The sequence below is a fragment of the Bacterioplanes sanyensis genome, assembly GCF_014652515.1.
Taxonomy (GTDB): Bacteria; Pseudomonadota; Gammaproteobacteria; order Pseudomonadales; family Oceanobacteraceae; genus Bacterioplanes; species Bacterioplanes sanyensis.
Genome location: NZ_BMYY01000002.1, coordinates 241464 through 264241 on the forward strand (window position 1 = coordinate 241464; position 22778 = coordinate 264241).

21 protein-coding genes and 1 tRNA gene are annotated in these 22778 nt (G+C 53.7%); 17 read left to right on the plus strand and 5 right to left on the minus strand.

What is annotated here, in order from left to right:
- The first annotated feature begins 4 nt into the window (after positions 1–4).
- Positions 5–415, plus strand: a complete 411-nt coding sequence (gene fur / locus IE090_RS04150) for a ferric iron uptake transcriptional regulator (protein ID WP_189387086.1) — start codon at positions 5–7, stop codon at positions 413–415.
- Between the two features lie 70 nt (positions 416–485).
- On the opposite strand, the gene recN is transcribed toward fur, so the two are convergent.
- Complete coding sequence (recN, locus tag IE090_RS04155; RefSeq protein ID WP_189387087.1) at positions 486–2150, minus strand: DNA repair protein RecN; 1665 nt, start codon at positions 2148–2150, stop codon at positions 486–488.
- A 142-nt stretch (positions 2151–2292) separates the two neighbouring features.
- Between recN and grpE the strand changes: the two genes are divergently transcribed.
- The 4 genes from grpE to dapB all read left to right on the plus strand — a co-directional run bounded on the left by grpE (position 2293) and on the right by dapB (position 6971).
- On the plus strand, positions 2293–2865 hold the full coding sequence (grpE, locus tag IE090_RS04160) for a nucleotide exchange factor GrpE (protein ID WP_189387088.1): 573 nt from the start codon (positions 2293–2295) through the stop codon (positions 2863–2865).
- A gap of 142 nt (positions 2866–3007) precedes the next feature.
- Complete coding sequence (dnaK, locus tag IE090_RS04165; protein WP_189387089.1) at positions 3008–4918, plus strand: molecular chaperone DnaK; 1911 nt, start codon at positions 3008–3010, stop codon at positions 4916–4918.
- An 83-nt stretch (positions 4919–5001) separates the two neighbouring features.
- Positions 5002–6123, plus strand: coding sequence for a molecular chaperone DnaJ (gene dnaJ / locus IE090_RS04170; protein WP_189387090.1), 1122 nt, complete (start codon positions 5002–5004; stop codon positions 6121–6123).
- Between the two features lie 44 nt (positions 6124–6167).
- Positions 6168–6971 carry a 4-hydroxy-tetrahydrodipicolinate reductase gene (dapB, locus tag IE090_RS04175; RefSeq protein WP_189387091.1) on the plus strand — a complete coding sequence of 268 codons (804 nt, stop codon included), beginning with the start codon at positions 6168–6170 and terminating at the stop codon, positions 6969–6971.
- Between the two features lie 94 nt (positions 6972–7065).
- On the opposite strand, the gene IE090_RS04180 is transcribed toward dapB, so the two are convergent.
- The gene (locus tag IE090_RS04180) at positions 7066–7674 is read right to left on the minus strand and encodes a TetR/AcrR family transcriptional regulator (protein WP_189387092.1); all 609 of its coding nucleotides are present in this window, start codon (positions 7672–7674) and stop codon (positions 7066–7068) included.
- Between the two features lie 523 nt (positions 7675–8197).
- Between IE090_RS04180 and carA the strand changes: the two genes are divergently transcribed.
- Genes carA through greA form a run of 3 tightly spaced genes read left to right on the plus strand, consistent with a single transcriptional unit; the run spans position 8198 to position 13068 of the window.
- The gene (gene carA, locus IE090_RS04185; RefSeq protein WP_189387093.1) at positions 8198–9340 is read left to right on the plus strand and encodes a glutamine-hydrolyzing carbamoyl-phosphate synthase small subunit; all 1143 of its coding nucleotides are present in this window, start codon (positions 8198–8200) and stop codon (positions 9338–9340) included.
- Positions 9341–9350: 10 nt separating this feature from the next.
- Entirely contained in the window at positions 9351–12566 is a 3216-nt protein-coding gene (gene carB, locus IE090_RS04190; RefSeq protein ID WP_189387094.1) for a carbamoyl-phosphate synthase large subunit, read from the plus strand.
- A 25-nt stretch (positions 12567–12591) separates the two neighbouring features.
- Positions 12592–13068, plus strand: a complete 477-nt coding sequence (greA, locus tag IE090_RS04195) for a transcription elongation factor GreA (RefSeq protein WP_189387095.1) — start codon at positions 12592–12594, stop codon at positions 13066–13068.
- A gap of 62 nt (positions 13069–13130) precedes the next feature.
- Here the strand turns inward: greA and fabA are convergent, their stop codons facing one another.
- Positions 13131–13646 (minus strand): 3-hydroxyacyl-[acyl-carrier-protein] dehydratase FabA, encoded by a 516-nt coding sequence (gene fabA / locus IE090_RS04200; RefSeq protein WP_189387096.1) that lies wholly within the window; start codon positions 13644–13646, stop codon positions 13131–13133.
- 130 nt (positions 13647–13776) lie between these two features.
- Positions 13777–14895: a beta-ketoacyl-ACP synthase III gene (locus IE090_RS04205; protein ID WP_189387097.1), complete on the minus strand. Its 1119-nt coding sequence runs from the start codon at positions 14893–14895 to the stop codon at positions 13777–13779.
- Positions 14896–15079: 184 nt separating this feature from the next.
- Here IE090_RS04205 and IE090_RS04210 point away from each other — a divergent pair, with 184 nt between their 5' ends.
- Complete coding sequence (locus IE090_RS04210; RefSeq protein WP_189387098.1) at positions 15080–15466, plus strand: hypothetical protein; 387 nt, start codon at positions 15080–15082, stop codon at positions 15464–15466.
- Here the strand turns inward: IE090_RS04210 and yhbY are convergent.
- Positions 15463–15762: a ribosome assembly RNA-binding protein YhbY gene (gene yhbY, locus IE090_RS04215; protein WP_189387099.1), complete on the minus strand. Its 300-nt coding sequence runs from the start codon at positions 15760–15762 to the stop codon at positions 15463–15465. The two genes, IE090_RS04210 and yhbY, sit on opposite strands and share 4 nt — an antisense overlap.
- A 68-nt stretch (positions 15763–15830) precedes the next feature.
- On the opposite strand from yhbY, the gene rlmE reads away from it, so the two are divergent.
- The 8 genes from rlmE to rimP all read left to right on the plus strand — a co-directional run bounded on the left by rlmE (position 15831) and on the right by rimP (position 22776).
- Positions 15831–16451 (plus strand): 23S rRNA (uridine(2552)-2'-O)-methyltransferase RlmE, encoded by a 621-nt coding sequence (rlmE, locus tag IE090_RS04220; RefSeq protein WP_189387100.1) that lies wholly within the window; start codon positions 15831–15833, stop codon positions 16449–16451.
- A 72-nt stretch (positions 16452–16523) separates the two neighbouring features.
- The gene (gene ftsH / locus IE090_RS04225; protein ID WP_189387101.1) at positions 16524–18449 is read left to right on the plus strand and encodes an ATP-dependent zinc metalloprotease FtsH; all 1926 of its coding nucleotides are present in this window, start codon (positions 16524–16526) and stop codon (positions 18447–18449) included.
- Positions 18450–18508: 59 nt separating this feature from the next.
- Positions 18509–19354: a dihydropteroate synthase gene (gene folP / locus IE090_RS04230; RefSeq protein ID WP_189387102.1), complete on the plus strand. Its 846-nt coding sequence runs from the start codon at positions 18509–18511 to the stop codon at positions 19352–19354.
- A gap of 15 nt (positions 19355–19369) precedes the next feature.
- On the plus strand, positions 19370–20704 hold the full coding sequence (gene glmM, locus IE090_RS04235) for a phosphoglucosamine mutase (RefSeq protein WP_189387103.1): 1335 nt from the start codon (positions 19370–19372) through the stop codon (positions 20702–20704).
- Positions 20705–20798: 94 nt separating this feature from the next.
- Positions 20799–21539, plus strand: coding sequence for a triose-phosphate isomerase (tpiA, locus tag IE090_RS04240; protein ID WP_189387104.1), 741 nt, complete (start codon positions 20799–20801; stop codon positions 21537–21539).
- Positions 21540–21549: 10 nt separating this feature from the next.
- Positions 21550–21936 (plus strand): preprotein translocase subunit SecG, encoded by a 387-nt coding sequence (gene secG, locus IE090_RS04245; protein WP_189387105.1) that lies wholly within the window; start codon positions 21550–21552, stop codon positions 21934–21936.
- A 27-nt stretch (positions 21937–21963) separates the two neighbouring features.
- A tRNA-Leu gene (locus IE090_RS04250) sits at positions 21964–22050 on the plus strand.
- A 285-nt stretch (positions 22051–22335) separates the two neighbouring features.
- Positions 22336–22776: a ribosome maturation factor RimP gene (gene rimP, locus IE090_RS04255; protein WP_373296395.1), complete on the plus strand. Its 441-nt coding sequence runs from the start codon at positions 22336–22338 to the stop codon at positions 22774–22776.
- Positions 22777–22778 lie beyond the last annotated feature (2 nt).

The following is a 22778-nucleotide window of genomic DNA, read 5'->3' on the forward strand; positions in this document are numbered from 1 at the left end:
AGCAATGTCCGAGCAAAACGTCGAGCTGCGCAAAGCGGGCCTTAAAGTCACTTTGCCACGGGTCAAAATTCTGAGCATTCTGGAGAACAATCCAGACGCTCACCTCAGTGCGGAAGACGTTTATCGCTCACTGATCGATAACGGTGAGGATGTCGGGCTGGCCACTGTATATCGTGTGTTAACTCAGTTTGAAAGTGCTGGCCTGGTAGCGCGTCATAACTTTGATGGCGGCCACTCGGTGTTTGAATTGGCGCGCGGTGAGCACCACGACCACATGGTCTGCGTCGATGATGGTACGGTGATTGAGTTTACCAACGATGAAATTGAGCGCCTGCAGCATGAAATTGCTGAAGCACATGGCTACGACTTGGTCGATCATAGCTTGGTGCTGTATGTGCGCAAAAAGCAAGATTAAGGCGAATGCACAAAAAAGCCCGGCTAATTAGCCGGGCTTTTTTGTGCGCGAGTGCTTTTTAAAGTCGGCATTAGCGTGCCAGTTTCAGCATTTCTTGCGCGTGGGCTAAGGTTTGCTGGGTAATATCAATGCCGCCCAGCATGCGCGCTACTTCCTCACAGCGCTGTTCATTGCTGAGTAAACGAATTTGAGTGTGTGTGGCTTGGTCACCGCTGATTTTGCTCACTTGAAAATGCTGGTGTGCCTGAGCAGCCACTTGGGGTTGGTGGGTCACACACATGACCTGCACTTGCTCGCCTAAACGGCGCATTAGCCGGCCCACGCGCTCGGCTGTACCGCCACCGATGCCGACATCCACTTCATCGAAAATAATGCTGCCAATGTCGTTACTCTGTGCCGTCACTACTTGAATGGCCAGGCTGATGCGTGCCAGTTCACCGCCGGAGGCGACTTTGGCTAGCGGCCCCATGGGCATGCCTGGGTTGGTCTGCACGTACAGTTCAACGTGGTCGATACCGGATGGATTGGGCTTGGTGGTGGTGAAGCGGGTTTCTAACTGGACCTGCCCCAGCGCCAATGCCTGCAGCTGCTCGGCGACTTGTTGGTCGAGTTGCTGAGCTGCTTGTTGGCGCTGCTGAGATAGGCTGGAGGCTTGTTGCTCAAACTGTTGTTGTAGTTCATCGACTTGTTGTTGCAGTTGCTCCAAATCGTCATCGGACAAACTCAGCTGTTGCAGTTGTTGCTCCAGTGATTGCCAGTGTTCATACAAACTTTGTGGTTGTACTTGATGTTTGCGCGCCATGGAAAAAATATCGCTGAGGCGACTTTCGACTTGTTGCAAGCGGTGGGGGTTGATGTCGACGGTATCCATGTAGCGTTGCAGTGAGTTGCCCGCTTCTTCTAGTTGAATATGGCCTTGTTGCAATAACTCGCGGGCGTCGTTTAAGTCGCTGTGCTCATCGTCAATGGCCTGCAGTTGCTGGATCGCCTGAAACGCCAGCTGCACTGCACTGGTGTGGCTGTGCTCGTCGCCTTGGCACAACACCAGTGCTTGCTGACCGCTGAGCAGCATGGTTTCGGCGCCGGCCAAGCGCTTATGTTCGTTTTCTAGTTGTTCCAACTCGTCGCCGCCCAGCTGCAGCTCGCGCAGTTCTTCTACCTGATAGCTCAGTAGCTGCTTTTGCGCTTCGCTCTCCTGGCTATGTTCGCGCAGCTGGCGCAAATGCTGAGCCGCTTTTTGCCATTGACGGTGCAGTTGGCGTACTTGGCTACACAAGGGGGTTAAATCAGCAAAGTTGTCGATCAGCTGGCGGGCGGTATCAGGTTGCAATAGACGTTGATGGGCGTGTTGAGCATGGATATCGATCAGCTGAGCTGCTAACTCGCGCAGCTCATTTAAGGTGCTGCTGCGACCATTGATGTAGGCGCGTGAGCGACCCTCGCGCGAGACCACACGGCGCAGTAGTACTTCGTCATCGTCTTGGGGGAGATCACGCTCGTTAAGCCACTGGCGTGCTGCTGGATTAAGGCGGAAAGTCGCGCAGACCTCGGCTCGCTGTGCTCCTTGGCGCACACAACCCGCCTCTGCGCGTTGCCCAAGGGCCAAGCCTAAGGCATCGAGCAAGATGGATTTACCGGCACCGGTTTCACCGGTGATGACCACCATGCCGTGGCGAAACTCCAGCTCCAGTTGTTCGACTAGAGCGAACTGGTGAATAGACAGATGACTGAGCATGCTCCTGCTCCTACCTGAATGAATATACAGTGTTTTTATATACAGTGTGGGTTTGTGTCAAGTGAAGGTCACGTTAGCCCTTGAAAGATCAGCAACCGGTCCCATATACAGCCGAGCTGAAGCGAGACTGAGGAAGAGTTAGATGTCTGATGAGCACAAGCAAGATGAAGCCTTGGTAGAGGAATCTCTGCAACCGGTAGACGAAGAGGTAGAGACCGACGCCGCTGACTTGCCTGAGAGCGATGCGCTGAGCCAGGCACAAGAGGAAATTGCTGAGCTGAAAGAGCAGCAACTGCGCATTCAGGCGGAAATGCAAAACGTTCGCCGCCGTGCAGAGCTGGACGTTGAAAAGGCCCACAAGTTTGGCCTGGAAAAGTTCGCCAGTGAAATGCTCACTGTGGTCGATAACTTGGAGCGCGCCTTGGCCGCTGCCGGTGAAGATGAAGCGACCAAGGCATTGCGCGAGGGTGTTGAAATGACGCTAAGCGGTTTGCTGGCAGCGCTGGAGAAATTCCAAGTGCACCCAGTTGACCCGCAAGGCGAGCCATTTGACCCTGAATTGCATCAGGCCATGTCGATGGTGGAAAACCCTGAAGTCGACGCCAACACCGTGATTGCCGTGATGCAAAAGGGCTACACCATTAGCGGCCGCTTATTGCGCCCAGCCATGGTGATGGTGAGTAAAGGCGCCGGCAAAGTCGACGAGCAGGCGTAAAAAGCCAGAAACAGGCCTTGAAAAGCGAATTTACGCACTTACATAAAGGTTAACGCTGAATATCGCGGTTTCAGGCCGACAGCAAACGAGTCATTGAACAATTGAGTTAACCGCCCCAGAGCGGTGATCGGAGACAATAGCTATGGGTAAAATTATTGGTATCGACCTGGGCACCACGAACTCTTGTGTGGCGGTTCAGGATGGCGACAAAGCCAAAGTCATTGAAAACGCTGAGGGTGATCGCACCACCCCGTCGATTATTGCGTACACCGACGGTGAGACCTTGGTGGGTCAGCCAGCCAAGCGTCAGGCAGTGACCAACCCTGACAACACCCTGTTCGCCATCAAGCGCCTGATTGGCCGTCGCTTTGGTGACGATGTGGTGCAAAAAGACATCTCTATGGTGCCGTACAAAATTATCGAAGCCGACAATGGCGATGCCTGGGTACAGGTCAACGGTGAAAAATTTGCACCACCACAGATTTCAGCCGAAGTGCTGAAGAAAATGAAAAAGACCGCCGAAGATTACCTGGGCGAAGCAGTCACTGAGGCTGTGATTACCGTGCCTGCGTACTTCAACGATTCGCAGCGTCAGGCGACCAAAGACGCCGGTAAAATCGCTGGTTTGGATGTTAAACGCATCATCAACGAGCCAACGGCGGCTGCGCTGGCCTACGGCATCGACAAAGAAGGCGGTGACCGCACCATCGCGGTCTACGACTTGGGCGGTGGTACTTTCGATATTTCCATCATCGAAGTGGCCGACGTCGACGGTGAAAAGCAGTTTGAAGTACTGGCCACCAACGGTGACACCTTCTTGGGCGGTGAAGACTTTGACCTGCGTTTGATCGAGTACCTGGCAGAAGAATTTAAGAAAGAAAGCGGCATCGATTTGCACAACGATCCGCTGGCACTGCAGCGTCTGAAAGAAGCGGCAGAAAAAGCCAAGGTTGAACTGTCTTCAGCGCAGCAAACCGACGTGAACCTGCCGTACATCACAGCGGATGCGACTGGGCCTAAGCACTTAAACGTGAAAGTGACCCGCGCCAAGCTGGAAAGCCTGGTAGAAGATTTGGTTGAGCGCTCACTGGAGCCATGCCGCATCGCACTGAAAGATGCCGGTGTTAGCTCGGGCGAAGTGGATGAAGTAATCCTGGTCGGTGGCCAAACCCGTATGCCAATGGTGCAGCAAAAAGTCGCGGCCTTCTTCGGCAAAGACCCACGTAAAGACGTTAACCCAGACGAAGCAGTCGCTGTGGGTGCGGCGATTCAAGGCGCGGTACTGTCGGGTGACGTTAAAGACGTATTGCTGCTGGACGTAACGCCTCTGACCCTGGGCATTGAAACCATGGGTGGCGTGGCCACGCCGCTGATCGATAAGAACACCACCATTCCGACCAAAAAGTCGCAGGTGTTCTCAACAGCGGAAGACAACCAGACTGCGGTGACCATTCACGTGGTTCAAGGTGAGCGTAAGCAAGCGGCGCAAAACAAATCCTTGGGTCGTTTTGACTTGAGCGATATTCCACCGGCATCGCGCGGTGTGCCGCAAATTGAGGTGACGTTCGATATCGATGCCAACGGCATTTTGAACGTGAGCGCCAAAGACAAGGCCACTGGCAAAGAGCAGTCGATCGTGATTAAAGCGTCGTCTGGCCTGAGCGATGACGAAATCGAGAAAATGGTAGCGGATGCCGAGGCCAATGCCGAAGCGGATAAGCAGTTTGAAGAAATGATCCAGGTGCGTAACACCGCCGATGGTTTGATTCACGCCACTAAGAAAACGTTGGAAGAAGCCGGTGATAAGGCGACTGAAGACGAGAAGCAGGCGATTGAAAAAGCCATTACTGAGCTGGAGGAAGCGCTGAAAGGCGACGATAAAGCAGCCATTGAGCAGAAAACTCAAGCGCTGACCGAAGCCTCCAGCTCGCTGGCGCAAAAGCTGTATGCTGAACAAGCGCAGCAAGGTCAGGCCGGTGCTGATGGCGAGCAAAAGTCTGCTCAGGATGACGACGTTGTCGACGCCGAGTTTGAGGAAGTCAAAGACAAATAATCAGGGCCCGCTCTGATTGAACGCGACGCGGCGCCACAGGTCTCCTGGGGGCCGCGTTTTGTGTATCTGCAGGATACTGAAATATGTCGAAACGAGATTATTACGAAATTCTGGGTGTTGGCCGTGATGCGGATACCAAAGAGCTGAAGCGTGCTTACCGCAAGCTGGCGATGAAGTATCACCCAGACCGCAACCCAGACGATCCGGAAGCGGATGCCAAGTTTAAAGAAGCCACCGAAGCCTACGAAGTGTTAGGCGATGAGCAAAAGCGTGCGGCTTACGATCAATACGGCCATGCCGGTGTTGACCCCAACTCTGCCGGTGGCTTTGGCGGTGGTGGCGCTAGCTTTAGCGACATTTTCGGCGATGTGTTTGGCGATATCTTTGGTGGTGGCGGCGGTCGTGGTGGCCGTGGCGGTCCGCAGCGTGGATCGGATTTGCGCTACACCTTGGAGCTAACGCTGGAAGAGGCTGTTCGCGGTATTGAAAAAACCATCAAGGTGCCAACTCTAGTGGGGTGTGAGCCTTGTGGTGGCAGCGGCGCTAAGCCGGGTACTTCGCCCAAAACCTGTAATACCTGTGGTGGTCATGGCCAAGTGCGTATGCAGCAAGGGTTCTTCTCGGTGCAGCAAACGTGTCCGAGTTGTCGCGGTCAGGGCACCATCATTGATGATCCGTGCGCCAGTTGTCACGGTCGTGGCGTGAAGGAAGAAACCAAAACACTGTCGGTGAAAATTCCACCCGGTGTGGATACCGGTGATCGCATTCGCTTGTCCGGTGAAGGTGAAGCGGGTGCCATGGGTGGTCCGGCCGGTGATTTGTATGTGCAGGTCAGTGTGCGCGAGCACGATCTGTTCCAGCGCGATGGTCGTAACCTCTACTGTGATGTGCCGATCAGTATTGTCGACGCAGCACTGGGCGGTGAACTCGAAGTGCCTACCTTGGATGGTCGTGTGAAGCTGAAGATTCCAGCCGAAACCCAAAGTGGCAAGTTGTTCCGTTTGCGCGGTAAAGGCGTCACGCCGGTGCGTGGCGGTGCGCCGGGTGACTTGTTGTGTCGGGTGCAGGTGGAAACACCGGTGAATCTAACCGGTGAGCAAAAAGATCTGCTGCGCCAGTTCCAAGCCTCCTTGACGGGTGAAAAACACTCGCCGAAAAAGACCGGCTGGTTTGACGGCGTGAAAAAGTTTTTTGAAGAAATCTAATCCGCAACGGTGACCACGCTGTTGCTGCAAAAGCAGGATAAAACATGACGCGAATAGCCATAGCCGGTGCGGCCGGTCGCATGGGGCGAGTGCTGGTCGAAGCGGTTGCCAATCACGCGCAAGCCGAACTGGGCGCAGCGTTTGTGCTGCCAAATGACCCGATGCTGGGGGTCGATGTAGGTGCTCTGGCGGGCCTTGGGCGCGAGCTTGGAGTAGCAACTCGAGCGGACATCGAGCAAGCACGAGATACCTTTGACGTGCTGATCGATTTCACTGCGCCTGCCGCCACCATGGCCAATGTCGAACTATGTCGCGCCGCGGGTAAAGCCATTGTGATTGGCACCACTGGCTTAAGCGACAGCCAGAAAGCCCAGCTACAAACGGCAGCGGCGGATCATGCTGTGGTATTTGCACCCAATTATTCGGTGGGTGTGAACCTGTGTTTGAACTTGCTGCGCATGGCGTCGTCAGTGATGGGCGAAGACAGTGATATCGAGGTGGTGGAAATGCACCATCGCCACAAGGTCGATGCGCCCTCAGGCACTGCATTGCGTATGGGTGAGGTCGTGGCCGACACCATGGGCTGGGATTTAAACGAAGTCGCTGTGTATGGCCGTGAAGGTCATACCGGTGAGCGACCGCAAAAGCAGATTGGCTTTGAAACCATACGCGGTGGCGATGTCGTTGGAGATCACACCGTGATGTTTGCAGCTGATGGCGAGCGGGTGGAAATCACTCACAAGGCACAAAGTCGTATGACTTTTGCCAAGGGCGCTCTTCGTGCTGCCCTGTGGGCGGTTGATCAGCCTCATGGTTTGTATGATATGCAAGACGTGTTGGGCTTTTAACTCATGCGGTTGAGCATAAAAAAACGGGCGCAAGCCCGTTTTTTATTGCAGGCACCTTTGAACAGTTCGGTGCCAAGTATAATCGTCAGGCTTGTTAGGCCTTGACGCCCAATAAGTGATCGAAGCCGCGTTCTACCATGCGCTCCATGCCGCGTGGTTTGCCACTCGGGTCGAACACCATAGAGACCAGCATTTGTGCATTGCCCAGTGCCCAGCGAGCCCGCTCTTTGGGGGGCAAGCCTGGCTCAAGTTGGCCTTTTTTAACACCTTTGTCTATTTGCTTGGCGATTAAGTCCAGCAGCTTATTTTGAAACTCTAGGTAGCTAGGCCAGATTTCATCACGTACGGATGCACTCCACTCCAGCCACACCTTGATGTAAGCGGGATGCTCATCGCAGGCTTGCATAAAAGCTTTGATGTGAGCGCGTACGGCTTCAACCGGGTCGTCATACTCTTTATAAATATCTTCGGCGAGTTGCAGTAAAAACTGCTCAACTTCCGCCAGTACATTGCTCACCAATGCTTCGCGTGTTTTGAAGTAGTTAAATACGGTGGCAACAGAAACACCGCCCAGCTCGGCGATCTCGGTATGGCCGCCACGGCCAATGCCACGCTGAGCAAATACTTCCACGGCGTGTGAGAGCAATAGGCGTTTGCGCTCTTCGGGTTGCAGTCGACGGCGTCCGTCTACGGCTACAGGCATAATAAGGTCCTCACGTCATCCTCGGGTGCTGTTTATTGTGTTTCTACATGGCCAGCCTACAGCATGGTCGGGCCATGGAGCTGCTTTAGCATACGACGCTAGTGAAAACAGTGTCAGTAGTTAAAGCAGTCAATAATGATAAAGAACGATAGGGGGGGGTTGTTAAGTAAAATTGAGTGTAAGTTTGTCTTACATGATTGTTACATTATGTAATCCTCTGCTTCATCTGTCATTACCGAATCCGATGATGAGCAGATCATGTTGTTATTTTTGTAACTATGTCCCTGCGTTGCGTCTTCATCGGCTGCTGGCGTGGACAGAGAAAGCACTTTTGAGTATCATTTAGGGTTAAGTCCAGCATGTACAGAGGTGCAGCCCAGCAGTGGGGCACCGAACCAGTTTTAAAAAGCGGAATGGTGTCTCTCAGTCGCCATTCCGCTTTTTTACGATTAGCCGCCGGCCACGGCGCACTCCAGTTGCATGCTGACCATTCTGTTCAATGTATCTTTTCGGGGATTGAGCCTTGCCTACGCCAGCCATTCTTGCTCTTGAGGACGGCAGCCTGTTTAAAGGCACCAGTTTTGGTGCCACCGGGTTGTCGGTCGGAGAGGTAGTTTTTAACACCTCCATGACGGGTTATCAGGAAATTCTGACTGACCCATCCTATGCCAACCAGATTGTTACCCTGACCTACCCGCACATCGGCAACTACGGCACCTGCCGTGAAGACGAAGAGTCGCGCGGGGTTTTTGCCAAAGGTCTGGTGATTCGTGATTTACCGCTGGTGGCTTCTAACTTTCGCAGTGAGCAGGCGCTGGATAGCTACCTCGAACAGCACAACATCCTCGGCATCGCCGACATCGACACGCGTCGTTTAACGCGCGTGTTGCGTGAAAAGGGCTCGCTCAACGGTTGCTTGCTGGCCGCTGACGATGCTTACGAGCAGGCGCGCATTGATGAAGCGTTGCAGCAAGCCAAAGCGTTTCCTGGCCTGAAAGGCATGGACTTGGCGAAAGAAGTCTGCACGAAAGAAGCCTATCGCTGGACTGAAAGTGAATGGACGCTGGGTCGCGGCTATGGCGTTCAAACCGCACCCAAGTACAAAGTTGTGGCCTACGACTTCGGTGTTAAACGCAACATCTTGCGCATGCTGGCGGAGCGCGGTTGTGAGTTAACTGTGGTGCCGGCGCAAACCCCAGCCAGTGACGTGCTGGCGATGAATCCTGATGGCGTATTTTTATCCAACGGCCCGGGTGACCCGGAGCCATGTGATTACGCCATTAATGCCATTAAAGAAATCTTGGAAACCAATATCCCTGTGTTTGGCATTTGCTTGGGGCATCAGCTGCTCGCGCTGGCGTCTGGGGCCAAGACGGTGAAAATGGGTCACGGCCATCACGGTGCTAACCATCCAGTGCAAGATTTAGACACGGGTGTGGTGATGATTACCTCGCAAAACCACGGTTTTGCCGTCGACGAAAGCACCCTGCCAGCCAACCTCAAGGCAACGCATAAGTCGCTGTTTGATGGTACTTTGCAGGGCATTGCGCGCACAGATAAGCCGGCCTTTAGCTTTCAGGGGCACCCAGAGGCGAGCCCTGGCCCGCGCGATGTGGCACCGCTGTTTGACCAGTTTATCGAATTGATTGAAAAAGCCCGTAACTAAGGATTCAGCCATGCCAAAACGTAGCGATATCAGCAGTATTTTGATTATTGGCGCTGGTCCGATTGTGATCGGTCAGGCCTGTGAGTTCGACTACTCAGGTGCGCAGGCGTGTAAAGCGCTGCGTGAAGAGGGTTACCGTGTCATTTTGGTGAACTCCAACCCAGCCACCATCATGACCGACCCGGTGATGGCTGATGCGACCTACATCGAGCCGATCACCGTTGATACGGTGGCCAAAATTATTGAAAAAGAGCGCCCAGATGCATTGCTGCCAACCATGGGTGGCCAAACGGCACTTAACTGTGCGCTGGGCCTAGAGCAAGCGGGCGTGTTAGAGAAGTTTGGCGTTGAAATGATCGGCGCCAACGCCGACACCATCGACAAAGCCGAAGACCGTGACCGCTTTGATCAGGCGATGAAAAACATCGGTCTAGAATGTCCGCGCGCGGGCATTGCCCACAGCATGGAAGAAGCACGCGAAGTGCAACAAGACTTGGGCTTTCCGTGCATCATTCGTCCGTCCTTTACCATGGGCGGCAGCGGTGGCGGTATTGCCTACAACAAGGAAGAGTTTGAAGAAATCTGCCAGCGCGGCTTGGATTTATCGCCCACCAACGAGTTGTTGATCGATGAGTCCCTGATCGGTTGGAAAGAATATGAAATGGAAGTGGTGCGGGACAAAAACGACAACTGCATCATCGTTTGCTCGATCGAAAACTTCGATCCGATGGGCGTGCACACTGGCGACTCCATTACCGTCGCGCCTGCGCAAACCCTGACCGACAAAGAATACCAACTGATGCGTGATGCCTCCTTGGCGGTGCTGCGTGAGATCGGTGTTGAAACCGGTGGCTCTAACGTGCAGTTTGGTGTTGATCCTAAAACTGGGCGCATGGTGGTGATCGAAATGAACCCGCGGGTGTCACGTTCATCGGCGCTGGCGTCGAAAGCCACGGGCTTCCCGATTGCGAAAGTGGCGGCCAAGTTGGCAGTGGGTTACACCCTGGATGAGCTGCAAAACGACATCACCGGCGGTGCCACACCGGCATCGTTCGAGCCGTCGATCGACTACGTCGTGACTAAAATTCCACGCTTTACCTTCGAGAAGTTCCCGCAAGCGGATGCTCGTCTGACTACGCAAATGAAGTCGGTCGGTGAAGTCATGGCCATGGGCCGTACCCAGCAAGAATCGCTGCAAAAAGCCTTGCGCGGCCTAGAAGTGGGTGCCAGTGGTTTTGATCCGAAAGTGGACGCAACTCATGAGCACGCGCGCGAAAAAGTATTAGCGGAGCTGAACACCCCAGGAGCTGAGCGCATCTGGTACATCGCCGATGCCTTCCGTTTGGGCATGACGGTCGAAGAAGTGTTTAGCCACTGTGCCGTCGATCCTTGGTTCCTGGTGCAAATCGAAGACCTGATCAAAGAAGAAGCCGAAATTGCCGCCAGCAGCCTGATGGCACTGGATGCCGATCGCATTTATCGCTTAAAGCGCAAAGGCTTCTCCGATGCGCGCTTGGCAACCCTGCTGGGTGTGAGTGAAAAAGCCTTCCGCAAGCAGCGCCAAAAGCTGGGCGTGCGCCCTGTGTATAAGCGCGTTGATACCTGCGCGGCGGAGTTTGCGACCGACACGGCTTACATGTACTCAACGTATGAAGAAGAGTGCGAAGCGGCACCGTCTGAGCGCGATAAAATCATCGTGCTGGGTGGCGGTCCTAACCGTATTGGTCAAGGCATTGAGTTTGACTACTGCTGTGTGCACGCTGCCTTTGCCGCGAAAGAGGAAGGGTACGAGGCCATCATGGTCAACTGTAACCCGGAAACCGTCTCTACCGATTACGACACGTCTGACCGTTTGTACTTCGAGCCATTGACGCTGGAAGACGTGCTGGAAATCGTCGACAAAGAGCAACCGAAAGGCGTCATTGTGCAGTACGGTGGCCAAACACCACTGAAACTGGCCAACGAGCTGGAAGCTGCAGGCGTACCCATTATTGGTACCTCGCCAGAGGCGATTGACCGCGCAGAAGACCGTGAGCGCTTTCAGCAAATGATTCAGCGCTTGGGTCTGAAGCAGCCGGTCAATGCTACCGTGACCTCGACCGAAGAGGCGATTAACAAGGCCAATGATATTGGTTACCCGCTGGTGGTGCGTCCTTCCTACGTGTTGGGCGGTCGGGCGATGGAAATTGTTAACGATGAAGAGTCGTTGCGCCGCTATATGCGCGAAGCCGTGCAGGTGTCTAACGATTCACCAGTCTTGCTCGACTACTTCCTGAACCGTGCGGTAGAGGTCGATATCGACGCCGTGTGTGACGGTGAGCAAGTAGTGATCGGCGGCATTATGCAGCACATTGAGCAGGCGGGTATTCACTCGGGTGACTCGGCCTGCTCGCTGCCACCCTACAGCTTGCCTGCCGATGTGCAGGACGAAATGCGCGACATGGTGCGCAAGATGGCGCTGGAGCTGGGTGTGGTTGGTTTGATGAACACTCAGTTGGCCTGGCAAGATGGTGAAATCTACGTCATCGAGGTCAACCCGCGTGCATCACGCACCGTGCCGTTTGTGTCTAAGTGCATTGGCACCTCGTTGGCGGCGATTGCGGCCAAAGTCATGGCGGGCAAAACACTGGCCGAGCTGGGCTTTACCGAGGAAATCATTCCGAGTTACTACTCGGTGAAAGAAGCGGTGTTCCCGTTCAACAAGTTCCAAGGTGTGGATCCGATTTTGGGCCCTGAAATGAAGTCCACCGGTGAGGTCATGGGCGCGGGTACCAGCTTTGGCGAGGCGTTCTACAAAGCTCAACTGGGTGCGGGCGCGAGCATTCCGCATTCGGGCATTGCTTTTGTGTCAGTACGCGATGCCGATAAAGCCGGTGTGGTTGACGTTGCCCGTGGCCTGATTGAATGTGGCTTTACTCTGGTGTCTACTCAAGGGACTTGCCACGTATTGCAACAAGCCGGTGTGGCGGTGGATAAAGTCAATAAAGTGACTGAAGGCCGCCCGCACATTGTTGATATGATTAAGAACGATGAAATTGCCTTGATCGTGAATACCACCGAAGGTGCGCAGGCCATTGCTGACTCGGCGGATATTCGTCGCAGCGCGCTGCAGCACAAGGTGTATTACACCACCACGCTGGCCGGTGCCGAAGCCGTGGTAGAGGCATTGAAGTCCGAAGGCTCAGCCGACGTTCGTCGTTTACAAGAACTGCACGCGTCCATTTAATGGGCGCGTCTAAAAGGAGTGATTTATGCAAAAGTACCCTATGACCAAAGAAGGGGAGCAGGCCTTGCGCGATGAGCTGCAACAGCTCAAAGGCGTAGAGCGCCCCAAGGTCATCGAGGCCATTGCCGAAGCTCGTGAACATGGCGATCTGAAAGAAAATGCGGAATACCATGCCGCGCGTGAGCAGCAAGGCTTTATTGAAGGTCGCATTCAAGACATTGAAGGCAAGCTGTCCAATGCTCAGGTGATTGATATCACCAGCATTCCGCACAGCGGCAAAGTGCTGTTTGGTACCACGGTAAGCATCATTAATTGTGATACCGATGAAAGCGTTGAATACAAAATCGTGGGAGACGATGAGGCGGATATTAAAAATAACCGCATCTCGATCTCATCTCCGATTGCGCGTGCGCTGATTGGTAAAGAAGAAGGCGACATTGTCGTTGTGCAGGTACCAGCCGGTGCGGTTGAGTACGAAATCGACGAAGTTAAGCACGTTTGATTCTAGCCTGATGTAAAAAAAGCCGGCGTTTGCCGGCTTTTTTTGTGGTTGCTCAGGCGCGTTTAAAAATCGTCGGTTGAGGTAAACAAGCCCACTCGCAAGTCTTTGGCCTGATAAATCTCACGGCCGTCCACTTCCATGCGCGCATCGGCAATGCCCATGACCAGTTTTTGCTCCATGACGCGTTTCATGTCGATGCGGTAAGTGACCTTTTGTGCCTTGGGCAATACTTGGCCGCGGAATTTCACTTCGCCACAGCCCAGTGCGCGCCCGCGTCCTGGGTTGCCGCGCCAGCCAAGAAAGAAGCCGACCAGTTGCCACATGGCATCTAGGCCTAAGCAGCCGGGCATGACTGGGTCGCCTTCAAAATGGCAGTCGAAAAACCATAAGTCTGGGTTGATGTCGAGTTCGGCGACGATTTCGCCTTTGCCGTAGGCACCGCCTTCAGAGCTGATATGGACGATGCGGTCCATCATCAGCATATTGGGTAGCGGCAAGCGGGCGTTGCCTTCTCCGAACATCTCGCCGTGGCCACAGGCCAGTAGTTGTTCGCGATCGAAGGAAGCGGGCTGAGTCATTGAGGTTCCTCATGTGTCAGTTTTTAATCACAGACTGACACATGAGATAGCGTTCGCCTAATGAAGGTTTTTTGAAAAAAAGGCAATAAAGTCGTTTTGGGCCTATGCAATGTGGCCTGGAACGATCAGATCAAAGCTTTTCAACCAACAAGCTGCCGATGGAGTAGCCGGCGCCAAACGAGCAAATCAGGCCCTTATCACCTTGCTCGAAGTCTTGCTTGTAGCGATGGAAGGCGATCACCGACCCCGAGGAGGCGGTGTTGGCAAATTCATCCAGCACAATCGGCGCTTCATCACCAACGGGGTCGCGGCCGAGCAGTTTTTTCACCGCAAAGTTATTCATATTGATATTGGCCTGATGCAACCACATGCGCTTCAGTGACTGCGGCTCCAGTTGATTTTCGGCTAATTGCTCAGTGATAAAGCGTGTGACCAGCGGCAGCAGCTCTTTGAACACCTTGCGACCTTCTTGTTTAAAGAAAGGGCGATCTTCTGGCAGGTCTTCAAAGCAATAGTCGGCGTAGGAAGCGTCGCTGCGAATATTGTCGGAGTACTGGGTGAACTGCTTGGTATCAACAATGCGGAAGGCCTGCTCGCTGGTGCATGTGTCAGCAGGCTCAAGGACGGCAGCGGTGGCGACGTCGCCAAAAATAAAGTGGCTGTCGCGCGACTTAAAGTTTAGGCCTGGTGTGGTGAATTCTGGGTTCACAAACAATACGCAGCGTGCGATGCCGGCCTTGAGAGCCGCAAATGCGTTGATCATGCCGAAGGTGGCGGATGAACAGGCGATGCCCATGTCGTAAGCTGAGCCTTGGATGCCCAGATCACGCTGAATCTCTACCGCCATGCCGGGGTAGTCGCGCTGGCGAAAGGTGCTGGAGACAATGACCAGGTCGATGTCTTCGGGTTTTTTGTTGGCTTGTGCCATGGCTTCTTTGGCAGCCGCAATGCCCATGGTCACCATCTCCGGGGTGCGACCTTTTTGGGTTGGCTCAAACACCGGATGCATGATGTCAGGGTTTATAATGCCGTCTTTATACATGGCATAGCGTGCTTTAATGCCAGATGCTTTCTCGATAAATTCCGAGCTTGACGGCGACAATGCTTGGCGCTCGCCAGCGGCAATGGCCTCGGCATGTTGCTCGTTGTGGCGCTCTACATAGGCGTTGTAGGCCGCCACCAGCTCGTCGTTGGTGATCTGGTGAGGAGGAACAAACAAGCCGGTTCCGGAAATAACAATATCTGACATGCGCTGCGCAACCTTAAATTTTGATCAATGCCGAAGACGGAAAATTTCTCCATTATCCCTAGAACGGTGGCCCCTTCCAACACCCCATTAGTCGCAACTGTGTTCTGATACCGATCATTGCGGTCGTTGCTGTGGTGGCCTAACGTAGCTGCCTCAGTGAATGCACTGTTCCCCAGAGGATGCGATGCGACATTATTTGATTTTACTGCGTACTTTCTGGCTTGGTGGTTTGTGGAGTTGCGCCTACGTTGTGCGGCCTTTGCTGGAGCATAAGGGGTACTTTCCTCATCACGGTGTTGAAGTGATGAATGCCATGGTCGGCATCGGTGCAGTGGCGGGCACATTACTGTTGTTGATGGCGTTGGTACGGCGAGTCTTTGATTGGCGTCAGTTGCCGTCGCGGATGCTGTTGATCATGCTGGCGCTGTCCGCTGGCTATTTTGCTCTGCTGCCTTGGTGGAAGCTGCAAATGATGGTGTTGCACGCCATGTGCGTTTTAGGTTTGGTGTGGCTGTGGTTGGCGCCACTGGATGTGGTGCGGCGCCAGCCTAGTTCTCATCGGGTCGATTAGCTCAGGTTAGATAGCTTGGGGTTGGCCTTTGGGTTGCGGCGCAGCAGCAGTGCGGTGTTGCCGATTTGCTGTACCAGCTGAGCGGAGCAGGCCTTAACCATTTCTGCAATGACGGCCTTTTTGATCTCACGGTCACCTACCGCCAGTTTGACTTTGATTAGCTCATGGTCGTCCAAGGCGCGGTTGAGCTCATCCATAACCCCCTCAGACAAGCCATTGCCTGCGACGGTGACGATGGGGTTCAAACGGTGGCCAATAGCGCGGTAGGCTTTCTTTTGCTCGTTGCTTAGTGTCATGCGGTGTCGGTTACTCAGGTTTTCGATGGTAAACTACCAGTATACCTGAATGAGGAGAAAAACCCCCTATGGCGCGTTCAAAAAGCAGTGCCGGTTGGCTGAAAGAACACGTCGATGACGAATACGTGCAACGCGCCCAGCAAGATGGCTATCGCACACGTGCCAGTTACAAGCTGTTGGAGTTAGACGAGCGCGATAAACTGCTACGGCCAGGTATGACCGTGGTGGATTTAGGCAGTGCTCCAGGTGGCTGGTCGCAGGTGGTGGCGAAGCGGCTCAATGGTCAAGGCCTGGTCATCGCATCAGACATTTTGCCCATGGATAACATCGCCGATGTCGAGTTCATTCAAGGCGATTTTACCGAAGAAGCGGTGTTTGATCAGTTGATGGCCGCCATCAATGGCAGGCCAGTGGATCTTGTAATTTCCGATATGGCCCCCAATATGAGTGGTATGGCGTCGATTGATCAACCTAGCGCCATGTATCTGGTCGAACTGGCGTTGGATATGGCCCGCCAGGTGCTGAAACCGAACGGCGAGTTTGTTGCCAAAGTGTTTCAAGGTGAAGGGTTTGACGACTATCTTGCTGAGGTCAAACAATCCTTTACAAAGGTCCTGATCCGCAAGCCCAAGGCTTCTCGTGCCCGTTCGCGGGAGGTCTACCTAGTAGCAAAAGGTTTTCGGACCTGAGCTAGCTTGCTAAGCTAAAGCCCCTGGCAACCGTCCCTGTGGGACTGGCAGTTAATTGAGGTGGTGCCTGATATGGCCAAAAATTTCATTCTATGGGCAGTGATTGCTGCTGTCCTGATGATGGTGTTCAACAATTTTCAGAACGTCGGACAAGGAGCCAGTTACTCCTATTCTGAGTTCATAACCGCTGTGCAAAGCGGCCAGGTCGAGAAGGTGACCATATCCGGTCAATCGATCAAAGGCATCAGCTCCAGTGGCGAGTCATTTGAAACCGTATTGCCGGTTTACGATGACAAGCTTATGGACACCTTGCTGGAAAACCGTGTGCAGGTGGTTGGTGAAAAGCCCGAGAAGCAAGGCTTTCTTTCTCAGTTGCTGCTAGCGTCGCTGCCGATTTTGATCATCATCGCTGTCTTCATGCTGTTTATGCGTCAGATGCAAGGCGGCAGCAGTGGTCGTGGTGGGCCAATGGCATTCGGTAAAAGCAAGGCCAAGCTGCTCAGCGAAGACCAAATCAAAACCACTTTCGACGACGTTGCTGGCTGTGATGAAGCCAAAGAAGACGTGAAAGAGCTGGTCGAGTTTCTGCGTGATCCGGGCAAGTATCAGCGCCTGGGCGGTAAGATTCCTCGCGGTGTATTGATGGTGGGTCAGCCAGGTACGGGTAAAACCCTGCTAGCAAAAGCCATTGCCGGCGAAGCTAAAGTGCCGTATTTCTCCATCTCTGGTTCTGATTTTGTTGAAATGTTTGTCGGTGTTGGTGCCTCGCGGGTACGCGACATGTTCGATCAGGCTAAGAAGCAAGCGCCTTGTATCATCTTTATTGACGAAATCGATGCTGTCGGTCGTTCCCGTGGCGTGGGCATCGGTGGTGGCAACGATGAGCGTGAGCAAACCCTGAACCAACTTCTGGTTGAAATGGATGGCTTCGAGGTGAACGACGGCATTATTGTGATTGCTGCAACTAACCGCCCGGATGTACTTGATCCAGCGTTGCTGCGTCCAGGCCGCTTTGACCGTCAGGTGACTGTTGGTTTGCCGGATATTCGTGGTCGTGAGCAGATTCTGAAAGTGCACATGCGCAAAGTACCGATAGCCGACGATGTAAAACCATCGTTGATTGCCCGTGGTACTCCAGGTTTCTCAGGTGCGGACTTGGCCAACTTAGTCAATGAGGCCTCGCTGTTTGCGGCGCGTGCCAATCGTAACCTAGTCACCATGGAAGAGTTCGAGCAAGCTAAGGATAAAATCCTGATGGGCGCCGAGCGCAAGACCATGGTGATGTCGGAGAAAGAAAAAACCAACACTGCGTATCACGAGGCGGGTCATGCGATTGTCGGTCGCTTGGTGCCGGAGCATGATCCTGTGTACAAGGTGTCGATTATTCCGCGTGGCCGCGCGTTAGGTGTGACCATGTTTTTGCCGGAAGAAGACCGTAACTCCATCAGCAAGCGCGGTATCGAAAGCAATATTTGCTCGCTGTACGGCGGCCGTATTGCTGAAGAAATGACCTTAGGCAAAGACGGTGTAACGACCGGTGCCTCCAATGACATTGAACGTGCGACCAAATATGCGCGTAACTATGTCACCAAGTGGGGCTTGTCAGAGAAGCTTGGACCACAGCTGTATACCGAAGAAGAGCAGCAAAGCTACTTGGGTGCAGCTGGCGGAGGTCAGTTGTCCCATCTTTCTGATGAAACGGCTCGCTTGATTGACGCTGAGGTCAAGCAATTGCTGGATGGCTGCTACCAGCGCGCCTACCAGATTCTGGAAGATAATCGTGACAAACTTGAGCTGATGAAAGATGCCTTGATGGAGTACGAAACCATCGACGCAGATCAAATTGACGACATCATGGAGGGCCGCAAACCACGTCCGCCTAAAGCTTGGAGTGGTGATGACTCCTCAGGCCCTTCAGCGCCAGCTGAAGACAGCCGCGACATGGCCCAAGATGGCGATGATGACATCGTCGGTGACCCAGCTGGGGAACGCCAATAATCCTATCTTGATTAACAAAGGCGGCCTAAGGGCCGCTTTTTCTGTTTGAGAAAAACTTCATGATTGTAACTGGTGCTGGCCGTACGCTGGATTTATCTCAGGTGCGCATAATGGGCATCCTGAATGTCACGCCGGATTCATTTTCGGATGGAGGGCGTTTCAACCATTTGGATGCCGCTCTCCAACATGCAGAACAGATGCTGGCAGATGGCGCAACTGTCATTGACGTTGGCGGCGAGTCGACTCGCCCAGGCGCTGAGCCGGTCGGCGAACAACAAGAACTAGATCGTGTGCTGCCTGTGGTTGAAGCTTTGCTGGCCAAGACGGATGCCATGGTATCGGTTGATACCAGCACAGCCTCAGTGATTGGTGAAGCCTCTGCGCTAGGCGCACATATGGTCAATGATGTGCGGGCTTTGCGCCGTGATGGCGCGCTGGAGGCAGCAGCGGCGAGCGATATGCTCATTTGCTTGATGCATATGCAGGGCGAGCCACAAACCATGCAGTTCGACCCCAGTTACACATCGGTACTGGATGATGTCAGTGACTTTCTAGCAGAACGGGTCGAGGTTTGTGAACGTGCCGGCATCACACGTTCACGTATGTTGATTGACCCCGGCTTTGGTTTTGGTAAAACAACTCGCCACAACTACGAGCTGATTCAACGTTTGCAAGAGCTGCAGCAACGCTTGCAGTTGCCGTTGCTGACAGGCTTGTCGCGTAAGCGCATGATTGGTGAAGTCACTGGACAACGCCAGGCCGATCAACGCATCGCTGGCAGTGTCGCTGGGGCATTATTGTGCGCTATGAATGGCGCACGCATTTTACGAGTACACGATGTGCGTGCGACCGCCGATGCCTTGGCGGTATGGAACGCCAGCCAGCACCCTTCGAGCTGGCAATGAACAACAGGATGACACATGGCTAGACGCTATTTTGGTACCGACGGTATTCGCGGTCGTGTCGGCACGGCGCCGATCACACCAGAGTTTGTGATGAAACTGGGTTGGGCTGCGGGCAAGGTATTTGCTCAGCAGGGTAAAAGCCGCATTTTAATCGGCAAGGATACGCGTATATCTGGCTATATGTTTGAGTCCGCACTGGAAGCCGGCCTATCGGCGGCGGGTGTGGACATCGGTTTGCTGGGGCCTATTCCTACGCCTGGCATCGCGTATTTAACCCGTACTTTTCGTGCCCAAGCTGGCATTGTGATCAGTGCCTCGCACAACCCGTTTTATGACAACGGCATCAAGTTCTTCTCGGCCGATGGCCAAAAACTGCCCGACGAAACCGAGCTGGCGATTGAGCACTGGCTTGACCAAGAAATGACCTGTGTCGAATCAGACCAGCTGGGTAAAGCGCAGCGTATCGATGACGCCGCCGGGCGCTACATCGAGTTTTGCAAAGGCACGGCCAATTCATTGAACTTGCGCGGGCTCAAAGTGGTTCTGGATTGTGCTCACGGGGCAACCTACCAGATTGCGCCGGCGGTGTTTCGCGAGTTGGGCGCGCAAGTCATTGCCATGGGTAACCAACCCGACGGTTTAAACATCAATGCTGATGTTGGCTCAACCGAGCCCGAAGCATTACGTCAGCGGGTGTTGGCCGAGCAAGCAGATTTGGGCATTGCCTTTGATGGCGACGGCGATCGAGTGATGATGGTGGATCACTGCGGCGAGTTGATTGATGGCGATCAGCTGTTGTTTATTGTTGCCCGCCATGCTCAGCAGCAACAGCGCTTAAATGGCGGTGTGGTGGGTACCTTGATGAGCAACTTGGGGCTGGAGTTGGCGTTAAAGGATGCGGGTATCGAGTTTCGTCGCGCTAAGGTCGGTGATCGCTATGTGATGCAGATGCTGAGTGAGCTAGGTTGGCGCTATGGCGGCGAGTCTTCCGGTCATTTGCTGTGCCTAGATGCTAACACTACGGGCGACGGCATTGTATCGGCCTTGCAAGTCATGGTGGCTTTGCGTGATAGCGGTGCGTCGTTGCACGATTGGTCGCAGCGTATGAGCAAAATGCCGCAAACCATGATCAATGTGCCGCGCCACCGCGATATCGATATTCATACTAATGCCGCGATTCAACAGGTGGTTGCGGCGACGGAGGCGCGTCTGGCTCAGCGTGGTCGAGTATTGTTACGACCATCGGGTACCGAGCCCTTGGTAAGAGTGATGGTGGAAGGCGAAGATGTCGATTTGGTTAAGGTTCTAGCGTCAGACTTAGCTCGCGTGGTCGAGCAAGAGCTCAATTGACAGCCGTGATGCAGACCATACTCAGCTGCGTTGTTGGTTGTGCCAGCGGCGCAACTTGGATAGTATCTGCGCTCTTTAAGTTTGGGGATGGGTTATGCGGCGTCGCCTGATTGCTGGCAACTGGAAAATGAACGCCAGTGTTGACAGTGTTCGCACACTGTTACGAGCGCTGAGCGAGTTTCAAGATGACAGCAAAGACGTGGTGGTCTTCCCACCTGCGCCTTACTTGGCACTGGCCGTCGAGTTGACGAAGCAGAGTCAAATTGGTGTGGGTGCGCAAACGTGTGCCGCTTATGAATCCGGCGCTTACACCGGTGAAGTTGCCGCCAGTATGGTGCATGACATCGGCGCACGGCACGTTCTGGTGGGGCATTCCGAGCGTCGCTCGCTGTTTGCTGAAAATGACGATGCCGTGTTGGCGAAAACTCAACAGGCACTGGCCGTTGGGCTGACCGCGTACGTGTGTGTCGGGGAAACTCTAGCCCAGCGTCAAGTTGGCGATGAGCAGGCGGTTGTTGCGCAACAGTTGCGTCGTCTGGTGACGGAGTTGGCTCCCGCTGACTGGCAACACATTGTTATTGCGTATGAGCCCGTCTGGGCGATCGGCACGGGAGAAACGGCAACGCCGGCCCAAGCTCAAGCGATGCATGCTTTTATTCGCTCGCAACTGCAGCAGGTGTCTGCTGAGGTCGCTGAGCGTACGCCCATTCTCTACGGTGGTAGTGTGAAAGCTGCCAATGCAGAAGAATTATTTAGCCAGCCGGATATCGACGGCGGCTTGGTAGGCGGCGCCTCATTAGACGCCCAAGAATTTTTGGCCATTTGTCGTTCATAGGTCCTTATATATGGAACAGGTAATTTTAATCGTTCACATTCTGCTGGCTGTCGGCATCATCGCGTTTGTCATGATGCAGCAGGGTAAGGGTGCAGATGCTGGCGCTTCTTTTGGAGGCGGTGCTTCGCAAACCGTTTTTGGTAGCCAAGGCAGTGCTAACTTTTTAAGCCGTTCAACGGCCATTCTGGCGACTGCATTTTTTGTCACTAGCTTGGGTTTGGCGGTTTATGCCAAGCAAAAAGCCACTTCTGCGTCAGATTTGGGGATTCCTAGCGAAGAAGCATTAGAAATGCTTGAGCAAGAGGCCCCAGTTGTGGAACAATACGCGCCTTCTTCAGATGCTCCTGAGCTGGACGCTTCTAATACCGAACAACCGGTAGTTGAAGACGAAGGCTGACGGCTGGGCTAACATGCCCACAGAAGTGCGGATGTGGTGGAATTGGTAGACACGCCATCTTGAGGGGGTGGTGAGCTTACGCTCGTGCGAGTTCGAGTCTCGCCATCCGCACCAACACTCAGCTGAACTGTCGTGTGATCACGCAGCTCGCAATTTGAGCTCAATATGCCTTATAATGTGCGCGCTTTGATCAGGCAGTCTGGTGTCAGACACCGAGTGAGTTGAAAAGCCCCTCAAGTCAGGGGCTTTTTAGTAGCTGTTTGCCACCGTTTGGCGGTAGCAGGCAGCTCCTGACGAAGGCTTTTTAGGCCTTCGGTCTGCAGAAATTTTTAGCGGACTGGGCATTTATGCCCAGTTTTTGTTTGTAACGAGGGTAAACGGTTGGCAAAAGAAGCACAGTTGACAGAGATGCTGGCTCCAGTGGTTGAATCTATGGGATTCACTTACTGGGGGCTGGAATACCTGGTGCAGGGTAAACACACCGTATTGCGAGTGTTTATCGACCATGAAGATGGTATTACCGTCGACCATTGCGCCGATGTCAGCCGCCAGCTGAGCAGTGTGCTGGATGTAGAAGATCCAATCTCCCAAGACTATACCTTGGAAGTTTCCTCACCCGGTATGGACCGTCCTTTATTTACCCTGGAGCAGTTTCAGGCGTATGCCAATCACATTATTGATGTGCGTTTGCGTATGCCATTCGACGGTCGTCGTAAATTTAAGGGCCAATTGATTGGTACGGAGCAGGAAGATGTCGTGCTGTTCGTTGATGGGCATGAATATTTATTGCCCATTGAACTGATCGAAAAGGCACGTGTCGTTCCACAGTTTAAGGACTAAGT